Annotated in this window: 25 protein-coding genes; 11 read left to right on the top strand and 14 right to left on the bottom strand. The window is 68.9% G+C overall.

Annotated features, from left to right (window positions below; genetic code table 11):
- From VME70_17265 to galU, 6 genes are all read right to left on the bottom strand, one after another.
- Positions 1 to 635, bottom strand: a 635-nt coding sequence (locus tag VME70_17265) for a hypothetical protein (protein ID HTW21947.1), incomplete at its 3' end; no start/stop codon positions are given.
- A gap of 71 nt (positions 636 to 706) precedes the next feature.
- Positions 707 to 1366 carry a GNAT family protein gene (locus VME70_17260; GenBank protein HTW21946.1) on the bottom strand — a complete coding sequence of 220 codons (660 nt, stop codon included), beginning with the start codon at positions 1364 to 1366 and terminating at the stop codon, positions 707 to 709.
- Between the two features lie 2 nt (positions 1367 to 1368).
- Entirely contained in the window at positions 1369 to 1869 is a 501-nt protein-coding gene (locus VME70_17255) for a MogA/MoaB family molybdenum cofactor biosynthesis protein (GenBank protein HTW21945.1), read from the bottom strand.
- Positions 1866 to 2342 carry a cyclic pyranopterin monophosphate synthase MoaC gene (gene moaC / locus VME70_17250; protein ID HTW21944.1) on the bottom strand — a complete coding sequence of 159 codons (477 nt, stop codon included), beginning with the start codon at positions 2340 to 2342 and terminating at the stop codon, positions 1866 to 1868. Before moaC ends, VME70_17255 begins: the two co-directional genes overlap by 4 nt.
- Positions 2339 to 3574: a gephyrin-like molybdotransferase Glp gene (gene glp / locus VME70_17245; GenBank protein HTW21943.1), complete on the bottom strand. Its 1236-nt coding sequence runs from the start codon at positions 3572 to 3574 to the stop codon at positions 2339 to 2341. The genes moaC and glp overlap by 4 nt, the downstream gene beginning before the upstream one ends.
- A 16-nt stretch (positions 3575 to 3590) precedes the next feature.
- A complete protein-coding gene (gene galU / locus VME70_17240; protein ID HTW21942.1) occupies positions 3591 to 4520 on the bottom strand; it encodes a UTP--glucose-1-phosphate uridylyltransferase GalU in 930 nt (309 codons plus the stop codon).
- Positions 4521 to 4577: 57 nt separating this feature from the next.
- On the opposite strand from galU, the gene VME70_17235 reads away from it, so the two are divergent.
- On the top strand, positions 4578 to 5147 hold the full coding sequence (locus tag VME70_17235; GenBank protein HTW21941.1) for a 5-formyltetrahydrofolate cyclo-ligase: 570 nt from the start codon (positions 4578 to 4580) through the stop codon (positions 5145 to 5147).
- Between the two features lie 31 nt (positions 5148 to 5178).
- On the opposite strand, the gene VME70_17230 is transcribed toward VME70_17235, so the two are convergent.
- Genes VME70_17230 through VME70_17210 form a run of 5 tightly spaced genes read right to left on the bottom strand, consistent with a single transcriptional unit; the run spans position 5179 to position 9353 of the window.
- Positions 5179 to 6513 (bottom strand): Ig-like domain-containing protein, encoded by a 1335-nt coding sequence (locus tag VME70_17230; protein ID HTW21940.1) that lies wholly within the window; start codon positions 6511 to 6513, stop codon positions 5179 to 5181.
- A gap of 47 nt (positions 6514 to 6560) precedes the next feature.
- On the bottom strand, positions 6561 to 7046 hold the full coding sequence (locus VME70_17225; protein HTW21939.1) for a hypothetical protein: 486 nt from the start codon (positions 7044 to 7046) through the stop codon (positions 6561 to 6563).
- Positions 7043 to 7840, bottom strand: a complete 798-nt coding sequence (locus VME70_17220) for an SCO family protein (GenBank protein ID HTW21938.1) — start codon at positions 7838 to 7840, stop codon at positions 7043 to 7045. The genes VME70_17225 and VME70_17220 overlap by 4 nt, the downstream gene beginning before the upstream one ends.
- On the bottom strand, positions 7837 to 8871 hold the full coding sequence (locus VME70_17215) for a cytochrome c oxidase assembly protein (protein ID HTW21937.1): 1035 nt from the start codon (positions 8869 to 8871) through the stop codon (positions 7837 to 7839). Before VME70_17215 ends, VME70_17220 begins: the two co-directional genes overlap by 4 nt.
- Positions 8868 to 9353 (bottom strand): hypothetical protein, encoded by a 486-nt coding sequence (locus tag VME70_17210; GenBank protein HTW21936.1) that lies wholly within the window; start codon positions 9351 to 9353, stop codon positions 8868 to 8870. The genes VME70_17215 and VME70_17210 overlap by 4 nt, the downstream gene beginning before the upstream one ends.
- Before the next feature lie 91 nt (positions 9354 to 9444).
- Between VME70_17210 and VME70_17205 the strand changes: the two genes are divergently transcribed.
- The 5 genes from VME70_17205 to mscL all read left to right on the top strand — a co-directional run bounded on the left by VME70_17205 (position 9445) and on the right by mscL (position 12925).
- A complete protein-coding gene (locus VME70_17205) occupies positions 9445 to 10026 on the top strand; it encodes a sigma-70 family RNA polymerase sigma factor (GenBank protein ID HTW21935.1) in 582 nt (193 codons plus the stop codon).
- Between the two features lie 241 nt (positions 10027 to 10267).
- A complete protein-coding gene (locus tag VME70_17200; GenBank protein HTW21934.1) occupies positions 10268 to 11170 on the top strand; it encodes a hypothetical protein in 903 nt (300 codons plus the stop codon).
- Between the two features lie 114 nt (positions 11171 to 11284).
- Entirely contained in the window at positions 11285 to 11662 is a 378-nt protein-coding gene (locus tag VME70_17195) for an FmdB family zinc ribbon protein (GenBank protein ID HTW21933.1), read from the top strand.
- Between the two features lie 112 nt (positions 11663 to 11774).
- A complete protein-coding gene (cpaB, locus tag VME70_17190) occupies positions 11775 to 12449 on the top strand; it encodes a Flp pilus assembly protein CpaB (protein HTW21932.1) in 675 nt (224 codons plus the stop codon).
- Positions 12446 to 12925 (top strand): large conductance mechanosensitive channel protein MscL, encoded by a 480-nt coding sequence (gene mscL / locus VME70_17185; GenBank protein HTW21931.1) that lies wholly within the window; start codon positions 12446 to 12448, stop codon positions 12923 to 12925. The genes cpaB and mscL overlap by 4 nt, the downstream gene beginning before the upstream one ends.
- Before the next feature lie 9 nt (positions 12926 to 12934).
- Here the strand turns inward: mscL and VME70_17180 are convergent, their stop codons facing one another.
- Genes VME70_17180 through VME70_17170 form a run of 3 tightly spaced genes read right to left on the bottom strand, consistent with a single transcriptional unit; the run spans position 12935 to position 14940 of the window.
- Positions 12935 to 13111, bottom strand: coding sequence for a hypothetical protein (locus VME70_17180; GenBank protein ID HTW21930.1), 177 nt, complete (start codon positions 13109 to 13111; stop codon positions 12935 to 12937).
- Positions 13112 to 13140: 29 nt separating this feature from the next.
- Complete coding sequence (locus VME70_17175; protein ID HTW21929.1) at positions 13141 to 13824, bottom strand: response regulator transcription factor; 684 nt, start codon at positions 13822 to 13824, stop codon at positions 13141 to 13143.
- Positions 13825 to 13827: 3 nt separating this feature from the next.
- Positions 13828 to 14940 carry an ATP-binding protein gene (locus VME70_17170; protein HTW21928.1) on the bottom strand — a complete coding sequence of 371 codons (1113 nt, stop codon included), beginning with the start codon at positions 14938 to 14940 and terminating at the stop codon, positions 13828 to 13830.
- A gap of 232 nt (positions 14941 to 15172) precedes the next feature.
- Here VME70_17170 and phoU point away from each other — a divergent pair, with 232 nt between their 5' ends.
- The 5 genes from phoU to VME70_17145 form a co-directional block, all read left to right on the top strand.
- Positions 15173 to 15835, top strand: a complete 663-nt coding sequence (gene phoU / locus VME70_17165) for a phosphate signaling complex protein PhoU (protein HTW21927.1) — start codon at positions 15173 to 15175, stop codon at positions 15833 to 15835.
- A gap of 231 nt (positions 15836 to 16066) precedes the next feature.
- Complete coding sequence (gene pstS, locus VME70_17160) at positions 16067 to 17131, top strand: phosphate ABC transporter substrate-binding protein PstS (GenBank protein ID HTW21926.1); 1065 nt, start codon at positions 16067 to 16069, stop codon at positions 17129 to 17131.
- 20 nt (positions 17132 to 17151) lie between these two features.
- On the top strand, positions 17152 to 18141 hold the full coding sequence (pstC, locus tag VME70_17155; protein ID HTW21925.1) for a phosphate ABC transporter permease subunit PstC: 990 nt from the start codon (positions 17152 to 17154) through the stop codon (positions 18139 to 18141).
- Positions 18138 to 19187 carry a phosphate ABC transporter permease PstA gene (gene pstA / locus VME70_17150; GenBank protein HTW21924.1) on the top strand — a complete coding sequence of 350 codons (1050 nt, stop codon included), beginning with the start codon at positions 18138 to 18140 and terminating at the stop codon, positions 19185 to 19187. The genes pstC and pstA overlap by 4 nt, the downstream gene beginning before the upstream one ends.
- Before the next feature lie 5 nt (positions 19188 to 19192).
- Positions 19193 to 19791: phosphate ABC transporter ATP-binding protein (locus VME70_17145; GenBank protein ID HTW21923.1), on the top strand; the 599-nt coding region annotated here is incomplete at its 3' end.

Below are 19791 nucleotides of genomic sequence, written 5' to 3'. Positions count from 1 at the left end.
CGCTTCTTGACCATCGGATGCTGGTAGGCGGCCTCGACCGGCTGCTCCGCGGCCGGGCGAGCGGGTCGAGCGGTCCGCGTGCGAGCAGCCGGCCGGGTTGCCGGGCGGCGGGGCGCGCGAACCTGCTGGCGAGCAGTCGCGCCGCGGGCCGTGCGCGTCGATCGGGCGGGGGTCGCGCGGCGCGCGCGCAGAACCAGGTTCGCCAGGAAGCCGGCCACGAGCACGTCGGCGAGGATCTGCAGCGCCCAGATGGCGGTTCCGCCGACCAGGACCGCGGCCAGCAAGGTCACGACGGCAAGGACCACGAGGCCGAGCAAGGTACGCCGGCGACGGTGCGCCGCCGTCAGCGGCGCGCGGCGGGCGCGGCGGGCCGCGCGGCGCGCGAAGGCGGCCGCGAGCCGGCCACGGCGCGCGCTGGCCGAAGCCCCCGACACGTGGACGTCGAGGGAATGACTGCGGTGCGGCATGACGACGTACCTCCGGTCGGCCGGCTCCCGGCGGGACAGCGTGTGCATCGCGCTGGTGAACCGCTCGACCGAGCGGGATTCCTCGGTTTCGTCGTGGCGGCGCAGCCACATCGGGATCAGAACCACAGCCCACATCACCACGAGTCCCAGCAGGATGATGGGACTCACGATCGGGCCTGCCAATGGTTCAGATTCATTGCACCGCAACGCTAACCAGCGTTCGCCCGATGGGCACGCACCTAGGCCGGTGTGTCGCGATGCTCCCGTTGCACCGTTTCCGCCCTTCGTTGTGACTGGTGCCAGCGCCGCAGCAGCCCGCCCGGCACCTCGTCCTGCACCAGGGCGTAGGTCCGGTGGTCGCGCCAGTCGCCGTCGATGTGCAGGAAGGACTTGCGGATGCCCTCGTCGCGGAAGCCGAGCTTCTCCACCACTCGGCGGCTGGCATGGTTCTCCGGCCGGATGTTGACCTCGATCCGGTGCAACCCGACCACCCGGAAGCAGTGGTCGACGACGAGCGCCACCGCGGTCGGCATCACCCCGCGGCCGGCAAAGCGCTCGTCGATCCAATAGCCGATATGCGCACCGTCCATCGAGCCGCGTACGACGCCGGCGACGTTGATCTGGCCGGCGAACTGTTTGCCGAGGACGATCACGAACGGAAGTGCCCGCCCCTGTCGAGCGTCCGCGCGCAGCCGCCGCGTCATCGCCGAGAACACCGCCGTGGACGCCCCGAACACCGCCGCACCTGCGGGCGGGGTGGCCTCCCACGGCTCGAGCCACTTGGCATTGCGGCGGCGCGACTCGACCCAGGCGCCCGCGTCGCGCATGCGCAACGGGCGAACCGTCACATCGCCGTCGCGAAGGACCGCCGGCCACCCCGGAGCGTTTCCCGACCACATCGTCAGTGGTCGCCGCCGCGTAGCTGGGCGATCGCGTGCCCGATCACCGGCACCAGGACCGCGACGCCGTCTTTGACCCCTCCGGTTGACCCCGGCAGATTCACCACCAGCGTCTGCCCGGCCACTCCGCTGACCGCACGCGTGAGCAGGGCGGTCGGGACCTCGTCGCGCCGGTAGTGGCGCAGCGCCTCAGCCAACCCTGGCGCCTCGCGGTCGATCACGCGACGGGTCGCCTCCGGGGTCACGTCCCGCGGGGACAGACCGGTGCCACCGGTCGTCACCACCACATCAACGCCGTCCTGGATCGCGGCACGCAGCGCGATCTCGATGATCTCGATCTCATCCGGTACGACGACGACCTCCGCGACCGCCAAACCGAGCTCGGTGAGCAGCTCCGACAGCAACGGCCCCGACGCATCGTGGCGCTCACCGCGATGCGAGCGGTCCGAGACCGTGATCACCCGAGCTCGCGCGTCGGCAGGCAACCCGGCGGCGCGGGTCACGTCGGCCGTCTCCAGTCGCCGTGCACACCGCCGGTCTTCTCCACGACCTCGATGCCGGCGATCCGCGCCGCAGGATCGACACCTTTCACCATGTCGATCAGGGCGAGCCCGGCGACCGCCACTGCAGTGAGGGCCTCCATCTCCACACCAGTCCGGTCGGCCGTGCGTACCGTCGCCGAGATCGCGACTCCGGCATCCGTCACGTCGAGATCGACGGTGACGCCGTGCAGGGCGATCGGGTGGCACAGCGGCACCAGCTCCGGCGTGCGCTTCGCCGCCATGATCCCCGCGACCCTCGCGACACCGAGCGCATCACCCTTGGGGACACCTTCGCCGCGCAGCAGCTCGACCACCTCGGCGGAGACCTCGACGCTTCCCTGTGCCGTCGCGCTGCGGACGCTCACGTCCTTGGCAGAGACATCTACCATCCGGGCTGCACCGGATGCATCGACATGTGTGAAGCCAGAGCTCACTGATGTCTCCGCTCGAGCATCATGACCGTCACCGGTGATCCCGCCTCGACCTCGGTCGTCGACTCCGGTACGACGATCAACGCGTTCGCGTGTGCGAGTGATGCGATCAGGTGCGAGCCGGACGCACCGACCGGGCGCACGCTGTAGGCGCCCTGCTCGACCGACAGCCAGCCGCGCAGGTAGGACCGCCGTCCGGCGGGCGAGCGCAGCGCGTCGGTGACCTTCGCGCGCACCACGGGTCGCGAGATCGGCTCGACTCCGAGCATCCGTCGCAGTGCGGGACGCACGAAGACCTCGAACGACACATACGCGCTCACCGGATTGCCCGGCAGGCCGAAGAACGGGACGTTGTCGTGGCCGATCGTGCCGAAGCCCTGCGGCATCCCCGGCTGCATCGCCACCCGCTCGAAGGTCACGGTGCCGACCCGGCTCAACACCTCCTTCACCACGTCGTACGCACCGACGCTCACGCCACCGCTCGTGACCACGACGTCCGCGCGAATCAGCTGATCCTCGAGAGTGTCCGCGAGCAGCCGCGGATCGTCGGGCACGATGCCGACGCGGAACGCGATCGCGCCGGCCTCGAGTGCAGCCGCGGTCAACAATGCGCTGTTGGAGTCCGGGATCTGGCCACGGGCCAGCGGCTGGCCCGGCTCAACGAGCTCACTGCCGGTCGACAGCACGACCACGCGTGGCCGCGGGCGAACGACTACACGGTCGCGGCCGACCGCCGCAAGCAGGCCGAGCTGGGTTGCGCCGAGGTGTGTGCCGGCGGACAGCACATGGGTGCCCGGTTGCGCGTCCTCGCCCGCGCTGCGCACACAGCTTCCCGGCTGCGGAGCATGCCGGATGGCGACCTGCGCGATCCCGCCGTCGGTGTCCTCGAGAGGGACGACCGCATCTGCCCCCGGCGGCATCGGCGCACCGGTCATGATCCGCACGCACAGCCCCTGCTGCACGGTGTACGGCGAGGTATTGCCCGCCGCGATGTCACCGACCACGGGCAGCACGACCGGTGATGCTTCGCTCGCCGAACGCACGTCCTCGGAACGCACGGCGTACCCGTCCATCGCCGAGTTGTCGAACGGCGGCAAGGGAAAGGACGCGACGACATCTTCGATCAGGACACAGCCGTGTGCATCCGAGAGCGTGAGCTCGAGACCGCCCAGTGGCTCGACCGCGCCGAGAATCTGCTCGAGGTGCTCCTCGACCGACTTCAGCGATGGGCTCATACCGGCGGCTCTGCGATCACGGCTGCAACGGCTCGACGGGGTCGCCCTGCGGGAGCCGTTCCGCCACGAAACCGGCTAGCCACTTGCGGAACTCCGGCCCGAGATCCGCACGGTCACAGGCCAGCTGCACGATGGTCTTGAGGTAGTCGGCCTTGTCGCCGGTGTCGTAGCGGCGACCGCGGAAGACCACGCCGTAGACCGGACCGCCGTCGGCGGTGCGCCCGGTCAAGGTCTGGATCGCGTCGGTCAGCTGGATCTCGTTGCCGCGCCCCGGCGGGGTCTGGCTGATCACCGCGAAGATCTCCGGCGCGAGCACGTAGCGGCCGATGATCGCCAGGTTGCTCGGCGCATCCTCGGGGTTCGGCTTCTCGACCATCCCGGTGATGCGGACCACGTCTTCCTCGTCGGTCGCCTCGACGGCGGCGCACCCGTAGAGACCGATCTGGTCGGCCGGCACCTCGAGCAGCGCCACCACGCAGCCGCCGAGCCGCTGCTGCACGCCGATCATGCGGGTGAGCAATACGTCGCGTTCGTCGATCAGGTCGTCGCCGAGCAGGACCGCGAACGGCTCGTTGCCCACGTGCTGAGCCGCGCACAGCACCGCGTGCCCGAGACCGCGCGCCGAGCCTTGCCGCACGTAGTGCACGGTCGCGAGCTCCGTGACGCTGCGGACCTGGTCGAGCAGATCGCGCTTTCCGGCGTCCCCCTCGAGCCGGTCCTCCAGCTCGTAATGCCGATCGAAATGGTCCTCGATCGGCGTCTTGTTGCGTCCGGTCACGAGCAGTACGTCGTCCAGACCGGCCCGCACGGCCTCCTCGACGACGTACTGGATCGCCGGCTTGTCGACGACCGGGAGCATCTCCTTCGGCGTGGCCTTCGTCGCCGGCAGGAACCGCGTGCCCAACCCCGCGACGGTCACGACCGCCTTGGTCACGTGCCTGGTCATAGGCCAACCCTAATGTCCGGGGTGACTCGCCGGCCGCTACCCGGGCAGACTGCGGGAGTGACCGAGGACGTCGCTGCCCGCAAGGAGGCGATCCGGCACGAGATCCTCGCCGCCCGCGCGCGACGCAGTCAGGAAGCGCTCACTCGCACGGGGGCGGCATTGGCCGAGCAGGCTGCGCTGCGCTGGCGCGAGCTTCGGACCGTCGCCGCTTACCTGTCCTTCGGATCGGAGCCGCCGACCGGTCCGTCGATCGAGGGCTGGTTGGACGACGGAGTGCGGGTGCTCCTGCCGGTCATCGACGGAGCGGATCTCGACTGGGCGGTCTGCACCGCGCTCGACGAGGTCGAGCCGGGCCCGCTCGGAATCAGCGAGCCAAGCGGCCGGCGGCTCGGCGCCAGTGCCGTGCAGCAGGCCGACCTGGTGGTTGTCCCTGCGCTTGCGGTGGACCGCAGCGGCCGGCGGCTCGGCCGGGGACGCGGCTACTACGACCGCGCCCTGCGCGAGGTTTCGGCACCGGTTGCGGCCGTCGTGTTCGACGACGAGGTACTGGACGAGCTGCCGGACCATCCGCACGACCGTCGGGTCGACCTTGCGCTGCGCCCGTCCGGGGTCATCGACCTGCGCTGAGTCGTCTGCATAGCGGCCACTGAGGCAGCGGTCAGTGCTGCTTCTTGTGGTGGTGCTTCTTGCCCGACGACGAGTGCTTGTGATGGGTGGGGGCGAACCGCGGCTCGTAGGTGTGGGGCAGCCGCGGGTGCAACGCGAGCGCGGCCGCACTCGGCGCGGCGTCGCCGGCCAACCACTTCTTCCACGACATGTTCCAGTCGGCGGTCCCGGGATCGGTTGCACTCGGCGGCCGGACGCCGTCGTACACATCGATGACATCGCCGCGCAGCGACCAGTTGTAGAACCACTCGGCGTTGGCCGGGCTGAGGTTCACGCACCCGTGGGACACGTTGATGTGCCCTTGCTCGGCGACCGACCACGGCGCCGCATGCACGAACTCGCCACCGTCGGAGATGCGGACGTCCCAGTAGACCAGCTCGTTGTAGTAGCCCGGGCTGCCCTGCGGAATGCCGACGGTCGCGGAGTTCATGTCCACGACCCGTGACTTCTCGATCGCGATGTGGACACCGTCCATCGTGGGAAGGCTGGCCCGGCCGGTGCTGTCCGGGAAGGTCTTGATCAACCGACCGTTGTTGTACACGTACATCTCGTGGTTGGCGATGTCGACCTCGCTGATGTGCGACGGGCCGATCACGAACGACGTCTGGTGGTGCCCGACCGCTCCCCACGCCCCGTGGCCGAAGTCGACGTCCTGAAGGTCGGAGGAGATCTGCACCTTGGTGCCCGGCTTCCAGTACGACGGCGGGCGCCAGTGCACCTCCTGGTCGCTCATCCAGTGCCAGGCACCGACGACCGATGGCGTGGCCTTGACGGACAGCCCGGCCTCGACCTCGGCGCGCTTGTTCTCGGGGACCGGCCGGGAGAACGTCACGACCACCGGCGACCCGACGCCGACGGTGTCGCCGCCGCCCGGGGACAGCAGCGCGTTGACGTGCTGCTTGGCCGCCGGAGTGGACACGTGGAGGGTGCGCCGGATCGTCTTGTGCGCCAGGTCGACGTAGCTCACCGCCGCACGGAGCTGGAGCGACGGAGCCAGCGGGTGGCTGCTGTGCCAGCGGGTCCGCGTCTTGTTGAACGTGCCGTCGATCGCCCCCGCGCCGCTCTGGTCGCGGACCGACACCGAACTCAGGACGCCGTTGACCACGTGCAACCGCAGCCGCTTGGCGTAGTGCACGCGGCCGTGGTGGAGATGCTCGACGCGCAGCGTTGCGAGCGGCAGCTGACCCTTGCCGGCTGCCTTGATCTTCTGATGCGACGACCCGGAGTGATTGAGGGTGAGGACCGCGACGCCGACCCCGGCGAGGACGACCACTGCCGCGACGGCTGCCAGCACGCCTCGCGGGATGTGACGCGAGACGTTGATCACACCGACCACTTTCTGGACCCCTGGGACACCTTCATTCTGCCCCGAACTCAGCCCGTTGACGACTTCGAATCCGCTTTGTTCGGTACCCCATCGGGAGAAACAACGAACCAGTTGAATCCCTGGTCCTGCCCATTGACGTCGCCGGCCTTCCGGTCACCGATGTAGTAGTAGAGCGGCCAGCGGTTGTAGGTCACGACGCGCCCGCCGTCTCCTGGCATAGTTCCGATCAATGCCTTATTGACGCCGGGACCGGCCAAAACGTTGTATCCGGCCCCGACGAACAGCGGAGGCCAGGCCTGGTCGCACTGCTCGACCTTGGTGCAGCTGACCCGCTCCCGGCGGTCCGGCGGGTAGAGATACAGCGTCCAGCCGTCGGTCACGAGGAACTTGCCGAGGCCGGGCGTCGAGCGCACGCTGAGCGTGATCGTCCGGTCGGCCGACGGGCGATGGACGCCGGCCGATGCTCCGCCCCCGCACCCGGCCAGCAGGGCCAGGCCGGCAACGGCGACGAGCGCCGCGCCGCGCCGCCTCACGCGGGATCGGCGAGCTTGTGCTTGAGCAGCCAGGCCATCACCGAGAGGCCCTGACTCACCGTCCACGAGTCGACCGCCCTGGGGTGGTAGAGGGTCCTCAGGCCGAGCGGATCGAGGAACTTGACCAGCTTCTGCGGCGGCAGGTGCCCTTGTACGTCGGCACCGGCGTTGACCACGTACTGCTCGCGCCCGGACGGTCCGAGGAAGATCAGATCGTCGGAGTGGTCCACGTCGTAGGTCAGTGGCTTGTGGGTCCACCAGTCGATGCTCGGCGGCTTCTCCTCCTTGACCCGGTTGTAGGAGACCCCGAAGAACTTCCAGAGCTTGCGGGTGTTCGCCGGGCTGGCTCGCAGCAAGGTCCAGTCACGGAGCGGGCCGCCGTACAGCTTCTGGTACGCCGCCAGCCGGGCCGGCGTGTCCCGTTGGGGATCGACCGTGATCTCGAGAAGGGCTGCCTTGCCGCCGTACCCGTCCGCATTGATCGCGCGCGCCATCGCGGCGGTGTTGGCCGAGATCAGCGGACAGACGTCGGTGCACAGGCTCAGGAAGTCCGCGATCATGACCACCTTGCCCTGGTAGGCGGCCAGCGTCGTCGTGGCTCCGTCCGGTTCGGTCAGCGGGATGTTGCGGATCGCCGCCGGGACCGTGAAGTCGACGACATTCCCCAGCGACGCCGGCGGCGGCTTCGCCGGATCGCCGCCGCATGCCGTGAGCCCGATCACCATTGCCGCGACGACTGCTACCAGTCCCCCTCGTCGCCAGAGGTTGCCTCGCACGTCTGTCCTTCCAGTCATCGAGTTGGTCCGTCGGTCTCGCCGGCATGCAGCCGGGCGAGGTAGTCGTTGTAGGCCGCCAGGTGCTCGTCGTCGTCGACCGTCCGGGTCCGCCTGGCCGTCGATGCGGGCGCCGTCACCCCTGCGGTCGCGACGTTGTCGCGCAGCGCCTGCAGGCGCGCTCGCTCCAGCCAGTCGCCCATGCTGGCCTGCGCGCGCTTGTCACGCATGAAGACGACAAAGACGCAAATGGCGAGGACGAACATGATCGCGTCACCGCCGACCCACATGATCGCCCCGCCGAGATGCAGGTCGCTCACATAGCTGGGCCCCCACGTGCGACCGGTCGACAGGTACGCCGAGAACAGCTCGTGGTTGGCCTGAAGGAGCACGACGCCGACGAAGGTGTCGACCGGCATGCTCAACGCGAGCAGCAGGAAGCGGGTCGGGAACGACATCTTCCAGCGGATCGGCTCGGAGCCGAGCAGCGGCAGGAAATAGAGGTATCCGGTCACCAGGTAGAGCGCGTGCTCGGCGTCGTGCACACCTTCGTGGTGCAGCGTGACGTTCATGAAGCCGGTCAGGTGGGTGCCGATGATCACCGCGGCATAGATCACCGCCGCTACCGGCGGGCAGGTCAGCGCAGTCACCACGCGCGACCGGACGACGGCAATCGTCCAACGGTGCAGCGGGTTGCGTGAAGCGTGTAGCAACAACGTGACCGGGCGCCCGGCGACGAACAGCGGCGGCGCGACCATGATCAACATGAGGTGCTGGACCATGTGCACGCTGAACAGCACGTCGTCGTACGCACCGATGCTGCTCTGCGTCGCGAGGACCACGACGACCAGGCCCGCGTAGAAGGAGAGCGAGCGCAGCAGCGGCCATGGTCGCGCCGGGTGGCGCCGCCGGACCCGCCAGATCCCGATCGCATACAGCGCGGCGAAAAACGCCACGCCTGCCGTCACGATCGGGGCGAACTGCCACTCGCTGAACGCGGTATGGGTGGTCAGCGGCACGCTGGGATCGGCCAGCACCCATGCACCGGTCATGCCACCCTCCCGACCGTTGCCGGCGATGCCGGCTCTCGCTCGGCTACCGTCAGCACCCCGATGGGCTCGGCGGCTGTCCGGGTGTGCCAGAGCACCCCCAGCGCGCCCGCAAAGAAGCTGGACCCGACCACGAGCTCGAGCAGGACCTCCCAACCCGGTGAGCGGTGCGCGGAGCCAGCGACCAGTAGCAGGGGGAGCGACACGACCAGCTGCACGACGCCCGAGACTGCGACCAGCGCAGCGGCGACCGCCCACTGGCGATGCGCCCGCCGGCGCTCGAGGTCCAGGGCGATCGCGTGCATGACGCGCTCGGTGAGATCAGCGGCGGGAAGCGCACGACCGATCCGGGCGCGCCTGCTCACCTGCTCGCAGCGGCGCTGCCAGTCACGGCAACCGCCACAACCCGACAGATGCTGGTGGACATGCTCGATCGAGCAGTCCGCCAGCTCGCCGTCGATAGCCGCGGAGAGCGCGACCCTCACCGCATCACATCTCACAGAGCATTAGTGCGCGAACATCGACGATCAGTTCCCACGAGATCGACGCAGGCCGAGGAACGCGGGAGGCCCGCCGATGAGCGCCCGCCTGCATCGCCATAGTGTTGAGCGCGTGGGCGACCCGCTGGACGTCGTGGCAACACGGGCAGCCCGTGGCGATCAGGCCGCATTCGCCGAGCTCGTCGAGAGCACCCAAGCCTCGATCTGGCGGATGTGTGCCTATCTTGTCGACCGGAACGCCGCCGACGACCTGACCCAGGAAACGTATCTACGGGCCTTTCGGGCGCTTGCCGGCTACCGCGGTGACGCGCGGGTCTCCACCTGGCTGCTCACCATCTCTCGCCGGGTCTGTGCTGCTGAGATCGATCGCCGAAGCCGGGCGCGGGAGATGTACCTGCTGACCGTTCCGCGCGAGCAGCACCTGCACGATCAGTCGAGCGTCGTCGACATGGATCTGCTCATTGCCGGCCTCGACGACGACCGGCGAACCGCGTTCGTGCTCACCCAGGTCGTCGGCTGCGACTATGCCGAGGCGGCCGAGATCTGTGGCTGCCCGATCGGCACGATCCGGTCGCGGGTCGCCCGCGCCCGCGCCGACCTGGTCGCGGCCCTCGGCCAGCGAACCGAACTGCCAGCGACCCGTCCGATCGGATCCTGAGCCGCCGTTCGACTGGGCTTGCGAGGCCCCGAGTGGACCCCGGGACGCTCAACCCGGCGCTCGTGGTGGCCGAGGTAATTCGGGTGAAACGTGCGAATCAGCCCATCGATCACGCCATCGACCGGCTGGTCGCCGCGTACCGGGATGCCGGGCTCCCGCCGATCCGCAAGGCTGCCCGGGACGTCGACCGGGTGCTGAGAGAGATCGAACGTGAGGTAGCCCCCTGCGACTGCCTCCGGAGTTGGTGCGGTTCTGGCAGCGGGTCGACCCGACAACCGTCACGGTCGCGCCGTACCCCCCGCTGGACTCTCCGCGATCGTCGCTGGAGGCGTGGCAGCAGGGCCGGGACGAGTTCCCGGATCAGAGCCCGCGGCTGTTGTTCCCGTTCGCCTACCAGAGCCGCCGCTTCCTCTTGATCGAGATGGAGGACGGCAGCGGTCCCGGCGGCACGGTGATCGAGTGGTTCATCGAGGGTGACCCGTTCACGATCCGGTTCCCCGCACTCTCGGCCTACCTCGACCTGCTGGCGACGATGATCGAGCTCGGCGAGTTCGTCGCACAGGGCGGCCCGAACCCAACGAGGTTCGACTTTGACCCCGAGCACCGATGGCCGGACGCGCAAGCCGTGCGTCTCGCAGCCGCCCAACCACTCCCTCGGCTCGGCGCCAGCCGGATCATCGAAGGCGACGCGCGGAGCTGGCCCGAGCACTGGTTGGCCTCGAACGGCCTCACCGTCGAGGAGCGGGCACCGCGCGGCGCCACGACAACGGTCGCAGCCTTACTCCAAGCGGCAGAGGAGGGTCGCACGGCGAGCGGCACGATCCGGGCGACCGTCACCAGGCTGGCCATGTCCGGCGAGGGCTGCCGGACCGCGGTCGATGACGGCACCGGCGCACTCGATCTGTGGTGCCCGACCGCCGTCTGCACCTACGGCCCGATCATCCGGCGAGAGTTCGAGATCGACGTCGTCGTGCGCGCCAACCCGGAGTCGCCGCCGGACTGGCGTGCCGAGCATCGAGAGGTCCAGGACCGAGTGCTCGAAGGCGACCCCGACAACGCGCAGCAAGCGATCATGCGGATGCATGAGAGGGCGTTCAAGACGCCCGCGGCTGCCGAGGCGACCGCGATCAGACCGCTGGACTGATACCTGGCGCCGGGAAGGCGGCAGCGTTTGGCGAAACCGGCCCTTTCGCGGCACAATTAGCAGTCAAGGCACGCGAGTGCCAACCGGGTGGCGAGCATCGTCGAGGAGGCCGGAATGCCGACCTATGAGTACGCCTGCACCGAGTGCGGTGAGCGGCTCGAGGTCGTCCAGAGCTTCAGCGACGATCCGCTGACCATCTGCCCCTCGTGCGAAGGCAAGCTTCGCAAGGTGTTCTCGCCGGTCGGCGTGGTCTTCAAGGGATCCGGCTTCTACAAGACCGACAGCCGCTCGGGATCCGGCGCCAAGACCGGTACGTCGAGCGAGCCCGCCAAGACCGCAGCCAAGGACGGCACGAGCGGGTCGAGTGGATCGAGCGAGTCGTCCTCGGCCGGCACCGGCGGCTCGACCTCGACGACGACGTCGTCGAACACCTCCTCGAGCGGTTCGGGATCGCCGAAGTCCGGCTCGAAAGACGGCAGCAAGGTCGCCTGAGCTCGCCCCGCTCGGCGGAGCGCCCTCCACAACCTCGCCAGCCGGTTCCGCTGCGCACAGCCTTCGGCTCCCCCAGTTTCGCCGCTGCCTCCACGCTCTAGCGTCCGGCACCGTGGTCGACGACGGCTGGCGCGCGACGCTGCAGCGCCTCGGTGTGCGCCGACACCTGCTCGTCGCAATGCTCACCGGCGTCACGGTGCTCACCGGACTGAGTGCGCTGCGCCCGAAACCGGCTCCGACCAGGTCCGTCTGGGTCGCCGCGCGCGACCTGTCCGGCGGCGCTCCCCTCACCCGAAGCGACCTTCGGGTCGTACGGCTGCCGGTGGCTGACGTCCCCCGCGCGGCCGTCGACCCGGCGGTCTCGATCGTCGGCCGGCTGCTGGCGGCTCCGATGACAGCCGGCGAGCCGTTCACCGAGGTCCGGCTCCTTTCGACCGCCTTACTCGAGGCGACCGACGAGCCCGGGACGGTCGCGGTCTCGGTGCGGGTCGCCGACGGAGATGCCGCCCTCGCCCTCGTCCACCCGGGGGATCGGGTCGACGTGCTCGCGGTGCCCGATCCGGGCTCGGGGACGGCAACGGCCGGGACCGGCGCCGCACCGGTTGCCCGCAACGTTCAGGTGCTCTCGGTGCCCAGCCGCGACCCGACCGGCTCGGCCGGCTCCGAGGGCGCCGGCCTGGTCATCGTCGCTGCCTCCGAGCACCAGGCGCTCGCCCTCGCCCGGGCGGCCGGCGGCAACGAGCTGTCGGTCGCCGTACACACCAACCCCGCGAGCAGGGCAGGATGATCGCTGCGGGGGGAGTGCCGCACACCTCACCCCGGCCTGACCAGCACCCGACGAAAGGGCTAGACGTGTCCGGTTTCAAGAAGTTCCTGCTCCGTGGCAATGTCGTCGACCTGGCTGTCGCCGTCGTGATCGGCGCCGCGTTCGGCGCTCTGATCAGCGCGTTCACGACCGACCTGCTCACCCCGATCATCTCGGCGATCGCCGGCAAGGCGAGCTTCACCGGTTTGTCGTTCACGATCCATCACTCGGTGTTCCTGTACGGCGCCTTCCTCGACGCCGTGATCGCGTTCGTCATCCTCGCTGCGGTCGTCTACTACTTCGTCGTGGTCCCGATCGGCGCGCTGATGGACCGGTACAAGCCCACCCCCGATGAGCCCACACCCGTCCGCGACTGCCCGCATTGCATGTCGTCGATCCCCGAGGCGGCAACGGTGTGTGCGTTCTGCACCCGGGACGTGGCAGCGGCCGCGGCGTAAGGCGTCAGGTCACGGGTTGTCGTAGTGGGGTGGCGGCTCGTCGCTCACCCATCCGAGGTCGCCGTCGGCGCCATCGACGTCGACCTCTCGGTCGGCATCGTCACCCCACTCGGGCTCGGGCAACTCGTCGCCCCAGCCCACTTCGCTCTCCTCGGCCATCGGGTCCGGAGGCATCGGCTCGGTCATCGTCGGCCAGCGTACGACCGATCCGGCGATCAGGGCTCGAACTTGTAGCCCAGCCCACGGACGGTGAGCAGGTGGCGCGGCGACGACGGGGACGGCTCGATCTTCGCGCGCAGCCGCTTGACGTGGACGTCGAGGGTCTTGGTGTCACCGACGTAGTCGCTGCCCCAGATCCGGTCGATCAGCTGACCCCGGGTGAGTACGCGTCCGGCGTTGCGCAGCAGGAACTCGAGCAGCTCGAACTCCTTCAACGGCATGGGTACGACGTCGCTGTTGACGCTGACCACGTGCCGGTCGACGTCCATGCGAACCGGCCCCGACTCGAGGACCGAGGACACCATCTCGTCGGGCTCGGACCCGCGACGCCGCATGACCGCGCGGATCCGAGCGACCAGCTCGCGGGCGGAGAACGGCTTGGTCACATAGTCATCGGCGCCGATCTCGAGCCCGACCACCTTGTCGACCTCCGCGTCCTTCGCGGTCAGCATGATGACCGGAACCTCGGAGCGCTGCCGCAGCTGGCGGCACACCTCCAGGCCCGACAAGCCGGGGAGCATCAGGTCGAGCAGCACGAGGTCGGCGCCGGCACGGTCGAACTCCTCGATGCCGTCCGGCCCGGTTGCCGCCATGGCGACCTCGAAGCCTTCCCGGCGAAGCATGTATCCGAGGGCGTCCGAGAACGACTCTTCGTCCTCCACGACCAGGATTCGGGTCACGGGTTATGCCTCCTGTAGCTGGGCTGGTGCCGGGTCCACGACCGGTGGTCGGGCCGACCCGAGCCGGATCGTGAACGTGCTGCCGTTGCCGGGCTGACTCCAGACGGTGACCTCGCCGCCGTGGTTGCCGACGGTGTGCTTGACGATGGCGAGGCCGAGACCGGTGCCGCCGGTCGCTCGGGACCGCGCGGGATCGATGCGGTAGAAGCGCTCGAAGATCCGCTCCTGCTCGTCCTCCGGGATGCCGACCCCCTGATCGGTCACCGTGATCTCGACGACGTCGTCCCGCAGGTGTACGCCGAGCGCGACCCGGGTCGCGTCCGGGCTGTAGGCAACCGCGTTGTACAGCAGGTTCGCGACGGCGGTGACCAGCTGTCCCTCGTCACCGAGCACGGTCAGACCTTCGTCGCCCCCGCGGACGATCGAGATGCCGCGCGCCTCCGCGGCCAGCCGCGCGCGATCGACCGCCTCGTCGAGCACCGCGTCGACGAACACCTCCGTCGACGGCGGCAACGGCTCGCCACCCTGGAGCCGGGACAGGTCGAGCAGCTCCTGCACCAGGCGCGAGAGGCGCTGGGCCTCCTGCTGCATCCGCCCGACGAAGCGCTGCACCGCCTCGGGGTCGTCATGCGCGTCCAAGGCCGCCTCGGCGAGCAGCTGGAGCGCACCGACCGGGGTCTTGATCTCGTGCCCGACGTTGGCGACGAAGTCGCGTCGTACCGACTCGACCCGCTTCGCCTCGGTGAGGTCATCGACGATCAGCGCGACCTCGCCGCCCTCCAGGCGCTGGGCCCGGGCGCCGACCGCCATCGTGCGGCGCGGGAAGACGTTGAAGTCGATCGTGAACTCAGCCGCCTGCGGGTTCCCCGTCCGACGAGCGGCCTCGACCAGGCGCGCGAGCTCGGGCCGGCCGAGGCTTGCATCCCGCAGGATCCCCAGGGTCTCTGCGGCGCTGTTGGCAAACCGGACGGCGTCGTCGGCGTCGAGGAGGACAGCAGCGGTGGGCAGGAGCTCGAGCATGGTGACCGCGGGCACCCGGTCGCGCGGCGCAGGGGGTGCGGGCGCTTCGGTGGAACTGGCCGGACCGCGATGTGCGGCGCGGCGGATCAGCGCCACCCGGCCCCCACCAGTACGCCGGTCACTCCGGCGACCTCCGTCACGATTCCGATGATACGGAGCACTTCCGCCCTGATCAGGGCCTTGCCGAGCCGGCCCGGAGCGTAGCGATCACCTTTCACAGGGTCGCCCCCGCGCGTTCATCTGCCGGACGCCAGGCGTTCATTACTTTGGCGAGACCGTGGGTAGTCCTCAAAGAGGGCGAACTACAGTGGGCGGCGGAGCAGGAGGCATGGTGCGCGACCAGTATCACGAGGATCTCGAGGCGATCACCTCTTCGCTCGTCGACATCACCCGGTTGACCGGCAGCGCGATCAACCACGCCACCCAGGCGCTGCTGGACGCCGACCTGCAGGCCGCCGAGTCGGTCATCACGGGCGACCTCGCGATCGACAACCTCTACGAGAACATCGAAGCGAACGCCCTCGACCTGCTGGCCCGCCAGCAGCCGGTCGCGAGCGACCTGCGGGTGATCATCACGGGCTTGCGCATGGTCGCCGACATCGAGCGGATGGGCGACCTCGCCCTGCACATCGCGAAGGTGGCGCGCCGCCGTTACCCGGCGAGTGCCATCCCGGCCGAGCTGCAGGCCATCGTGCTCGAGATGGGACAGGTCGCTCAGCGGATCTGTGCCAAGTGCTCGAGTGTGATCGCCGGCCGTGACCTGCGCATGGCGGCCGAGCTCGAACGCGACGACGACGTGATGGACAACCTGCACCGCCGGCTGCTCGCCGCGATCCTCGACGACTCGTGGGAGGGCGGGATCGAGACGGCGATCGACGTGACGCTGTGCGGCCGCTACTACGAGCGGTTCTGCGACCACGCGGTGTCGGTCGCGCGCCGGGTCATCTTCCTGGTCACCGGAGAGCGCGCCCAGCAGCACGTGGAAGTCTGACGCCGGCCATCGCCGGCCCGGCGCAGCGACTACAGGTGTTATCCACAGGTTTGTGCACGGGGTAAACCGACCTGGTTCATCCCGCGTGCAATCTTCCTTCACCGGGTGTTCACCCAGAGTCGGTCAAAGGGTTAATCCGCCTTCATAACTTCCTCTGTGTCGGACGGGTACGTCTGGCTGCGCCACGGCTCGGACTCGCCGAGCCACGCTTGCATCGGAGGTCTTGTCGTCGTGAAGGTTTCGCTTGTGATGCGCACCGCGTGCATCGCGACAGTCGCCGCGTTCGGGCTCGCTGCCTGCGGCGGGGGAAGCGGGGGAAGCAGCGGAAGCAGCAGCAGCCTGAGCCCGCAAGGATCGACGTTCCAGCAGACGCTCGAGCAGCAGTGGGCAACGAAGTACCACGCTGCGCACCCGGGCGCACAGATCACCTACAGCGGCACCGGGTCGACCGCCGGCATCCAGCAGTTCACCGCCGGCAAGATCCCGTTCGCCGGCTCGGACGTGACCATGACCTCGCAGGAGCAGACGCAGGCGAACTCGGCCTGCGGGAGCACGGCGCTCACCATCCCGATCACGTCGGGTGGCGTCGCCATCATGTACAACCTGCCGAGCGTGTCCAAGCCGCTGAACATGTCCGCGGCAACCGTCGCGGGAATCTTCATGGGCAAGATCACGAAGTGGAACGACCCGCAGATCGCGTCGGAGAACCCCGGCGTCACGCTGCCCAGCACGCCGATCTCGGTCTACCACCGGGCCGACGGCTCCGGCACCACCGACGTGCTCTCGGGCTTCCTCACCGCGACCGCGTCGTCGGTCTGGACGCTTGGCGTCAACAAGGAGTTCAGCAACTGGCCGACCGGCACCGGCGCAACCGGGTCGTCGGGTGTCGCGCAGGGCGTCAAGAGCACCCAGGGCGGCATCACCTACGCAGAGATCACCTACGCGAAGCAGGACAACCTGCAGACGGCCGCGATCAAGGGTGCGAACGGCGGCTACGTGAACATCTCGAACGCGGCGGTTGCGAAGTCGATCCAGAGCGGCTTCTCGATCACCGGGTCGGGCAACAACCTGGCCGGCTCGCTGTCGTTCACGCAGATGACCGGTTACCCGATCTCGACGGTCTCCTACGTCCTGGTCTGCTCGAAGTACAAGAACACGGGCGAGGGCACCTTGGTGCGCAACTACCTCACCTACGCGCTGGGCGCCGGTCAGGCCGAGGGGCCGGCACTCGGGTTCGCCCCGCTGCCGAGCTCGCTCGACAGCAAGGCGAAGTCGGCAGTGGCCTCCATTACCTGAGCGCTGCAAAGTAGGACACGATGAGCACCGTGGAGACGACGGCGGACACCGCGTCGCTACGAGCCGGCCGAGCCGGCCGCCGTGGCGACGCGGTGTTCCGCGGCCTCACGCTGGCCGCCGGCGCGCTGGTCTTCGTCGTCCTCGGTGCCATCGCGATCTTCCTGGTCATCAAGGCGATCCCGTCGCTGCGGGCTGACACGACCAGCTTCTGGACGACGAAGACCTGGAGCGCCGCGGTCGGAGAAGCAAGCTTCGGCATCGCCGCGCTGCTGTTCGGCACTGTCATCACCAGCGTGCTCGCCTTGGTGATGGCGGTGCCGATCGGCGTCGGCGTCGCGATCTACACCACCGAGTACGCCCCCCGGCGAATCGCCACCGTGCTCGGTTACCTCACCGACATGCTGGCCGCCGTACCGAGCATCGTCTACGGGCTGTGGGGCCTCTACCTGCTGCTGCCGCATCTCACCGGTCTCCAGGTGTTCTTGGCTAGGTACCTCGGCTGGATCCCGCTGTTCAGCGATCCCGACGGTCATGCGGCGCTGTTTTCGAAGTCGATCTTCGGTGCCTCGATCGTGCTCGCCATCATGATTCTTCCGATCATCGCCGCGGTCAGCCGTGAAGTGCTGCGACAGGTCGACCCCGCCCACAAGGAGGCCGCCCTCGCGCTCGGGGCGACGCGTTGGGAGATGGTGCGGGTCGCGGTGCTGCCGCCGAGCCGGCCGGGGATCATCAGCGCGACGATGCTCGGCCTCGGGCGGGCGCTCGGCGAGACGATTGCGGTCGCGCTCGTCATCGGTGACTTCTTCACAATCAACTGGCACGTGCTGGCACCGAGTGGCAACACGATCGCAGCCAACATCGCGAACCTCTTTGGCGACGCGGACTCGATCGGCAGGTCCGCGCTGATCGCAAGCGGGCTGGTGCTTTTCGTCCTGACGCTGGCGGTCAACCTTGCGGCGCGCTACATCATCCTTCGCTCCGGCACCGAGGAACGGAGCGCGGTCGGATGAGCACCACGACTCCGGAGCTTGGCGGCGTGAGCCTGCGGCAGCCCAGCCTGCCGGCCTGGTCGCTCGCCGCCACTGCGATCGGCGCCGTTCTGCTCACCCTGTTGCTCTTCGCGGTGACCGGCTTCCAGGGCACCGCCGACTTCCTCGTGGTTGCCGTTCTGCTCGTGGTGCTCGCGATCACTGCCGCCAGCTGGCTGGTTGAGGGCCGGCGCAAGGCGATCGACCGGATCGCGACCAACTTTGCCCTCGTGAGCCTGATCCTCACCCTGCTGCCGCTCGGGTTCGTGATCGGTTATGTGATCAAACGCGGTCACGTGCGCTTCGGCTGGAGCTTCCTCACCGGTGACGCAAGCCTCGGTCCCAACGCGATCGGCGGTGGCATCGGACACGCCATCCTCGGCACGCTCGAGCAGGTCGCGATCGCGACCGTCATCGCGCTGCCGCTCGGCGTACTGGTGGCCATCTTCATCACCGAGTACGGCGAGAACCGCATGGCGACCGCGGTGCGTTTCCTCATCGACGTCATGACCGGCATCCCGTCGATCGTGGCCGGCCTGTTCGTCCTCGCGTTCTGGATCATTGCCCTCGACCAAGGCTTCTCCGGCTTCGCGGCGTCGATGGCGCTGACGATCATCGAGGTTCCGATCATCGTGCGAACGGCGGAGGAGATGATCCGGCTGGTGCCGATGGCCCTGCGCGAAGCCTCGTACGCGCTCGGCATCCCGAAGTGGAAGACCGTCCTGCGGGTCGTGCTCCCGACCGCCGCAACCGGCATCACGACCGGCGTCATGCTCGCAATCGCTCGAGTAATCGGTGAGACCGCACCGGTCCTGCTGGTGGCCGGGAACAACTTCTACTTCAACAAGAACCCGTTCAGCGGCGACCAGGCGTCGCTGCCGGTCTACATCTTCCAGAACGCCGAGTCCCCGTCGACCTTCAACGTCCAGCGGGCGTGGGCAGCGGCGTTGACCCTCATACTCATCGTCGTGGTGCTCTATGTGGCCGCTCGGCTGCTGACCCGGCGCAACCGACTGGCCGGGAGGTAGTCGCCGTGGCCAAGCGCATCGAGACGCGCCGGCTGTCCTGTTTCTACAACGGGGTGAAGGCGGTCGACGACGTCAGCATCACGATCGAGCCCAAGAGCGTCACCGCCTTCATCGGCCCGAGCGGCTGCGGGAAGTCGACGTTCCTGCGGGCCCTCAACCGCATGCACGAGGTCGTGCCGCGAGCGACCATCGAGGGCACGGTGCTTCTCGACGACGAGGACATCTACGCGCCGGGCATCGACGCGGCCGCCGTGCGCCGCACGATCGGCATGGTGTTCCAGAAGCCGAACCCGTTCCCGACGATGTCGATCTATGACAACGTCGCCGCCGGCCTGCGCCTCAATGGCCTGCGGCGAAAGGCGGATCTCGACACCGCGGTCGAGCGCTCGCTACGTGGCGCCAACCTCTGGGAAGAGGTGCGCAACCGGCTGGGCAAGCCGGGCATGGGCCTGTCCGGCGGGCAGCAGCAGCGGCTGTGCATCGCCCGGGCCATCGCGGTCGAGCCGCAGGTCCTGCTCATGGACGAACCCTGCAGCGCGCTGGACCCGATCTCGACGCTCGCGATCGAAGACCTCGTGACCGAGCTCAAGGACCGGTTCACGAT

Source organism: Mycobacteriales bacterium, from assembly GCA_035504215.1.
Taxonomy (GTDB): domain Bacteria; phylum Actinomycetota; class Actinomycetes; order JAFAQI01; family JAFAQI01; genus DATAUK01.
Note: the sequence above shows the minus strand (reverse complement) of the source record. Positions and strands in the feature narration are given on the sequence as shown.

Coding starts and splice junctions, on each gene's coding strand:
- VME70_17205 (HTW21935.1), top strand. CDS start 9,445: ATGAGCGCCCGCCTGCATCGCCATAGTGTTGAGCGCGTGGGCGACCCG.
- pstA (HTW21924.1), top strand. CDS start 18,138: ATGAGCACCACGACTCCGGAGCTTGGCGGCGTGAGCCTGCGGCAGCCC.
- phoU (HTW21927.1), top strand. CDS start 15,173: ATGGTGCGCGACCAGTATCACGAGGATCTCGAGGCGATCACCTCTTCG.
- pstC (HTW21925.1), top strand. CDS start 17,152: ATGAGCACCGTGGAGACGACGGCGGACACCGCGTCGCTACGAGCCGGC.
- mscL (HTW21931.1), top strand. CDS start 12,446: ATGATCGCTGCGGGGGGAGTGCCGCACACCTCACCCCGGCCTGACCAG.
- VME70_17195 (HTW21933.1), top strand. CDS start 11,285: ATGCCGACCTATGAGTACGCCTGCACCGAGTGCGGTGAGCGGCTCGAG.
- VME70_17220 (HTW21938.1), bottom strand. CDS start 7,840: ATGACTGGAAGGACAGACGTGCGAGGCAACCTCTGGCGACGAGGGGGA.
- VME70_17215 (HTW21937.1), bottom strand. CDS start 8,871: ATGACCGGTGCATGGGTGCTGGCCGATCCCAGCGTGCCGCTGACCACC.
- galU (HTW21942.1), bottom strand. CDS start 4,520: ATGACCAGGCACGTGACCAAGGCGGTCGTGACCGTCGCGGGGTTGGGC.
- glp (HTW21943.1), bottom strand. CDS start 3,574: ATGAGCCCATCGCTGAAGTCGGTCGAGGAGCACCTCGAGCAGATTCTC.
- VME70_17260 (HTW21946.1), bottom strand. CDS start 1,366: ATGTGGTCGGGAAACGCTCCGGGGTGGCCGGCGGTCCTTCGCGACGGC.
- VME70_17180 (HTW21930.1), bottom strand. CDS start 13,111: ATGACCGAGCCGATGCCTCCGGACCCGATGGCCGAGGAGAGCGAAGTG.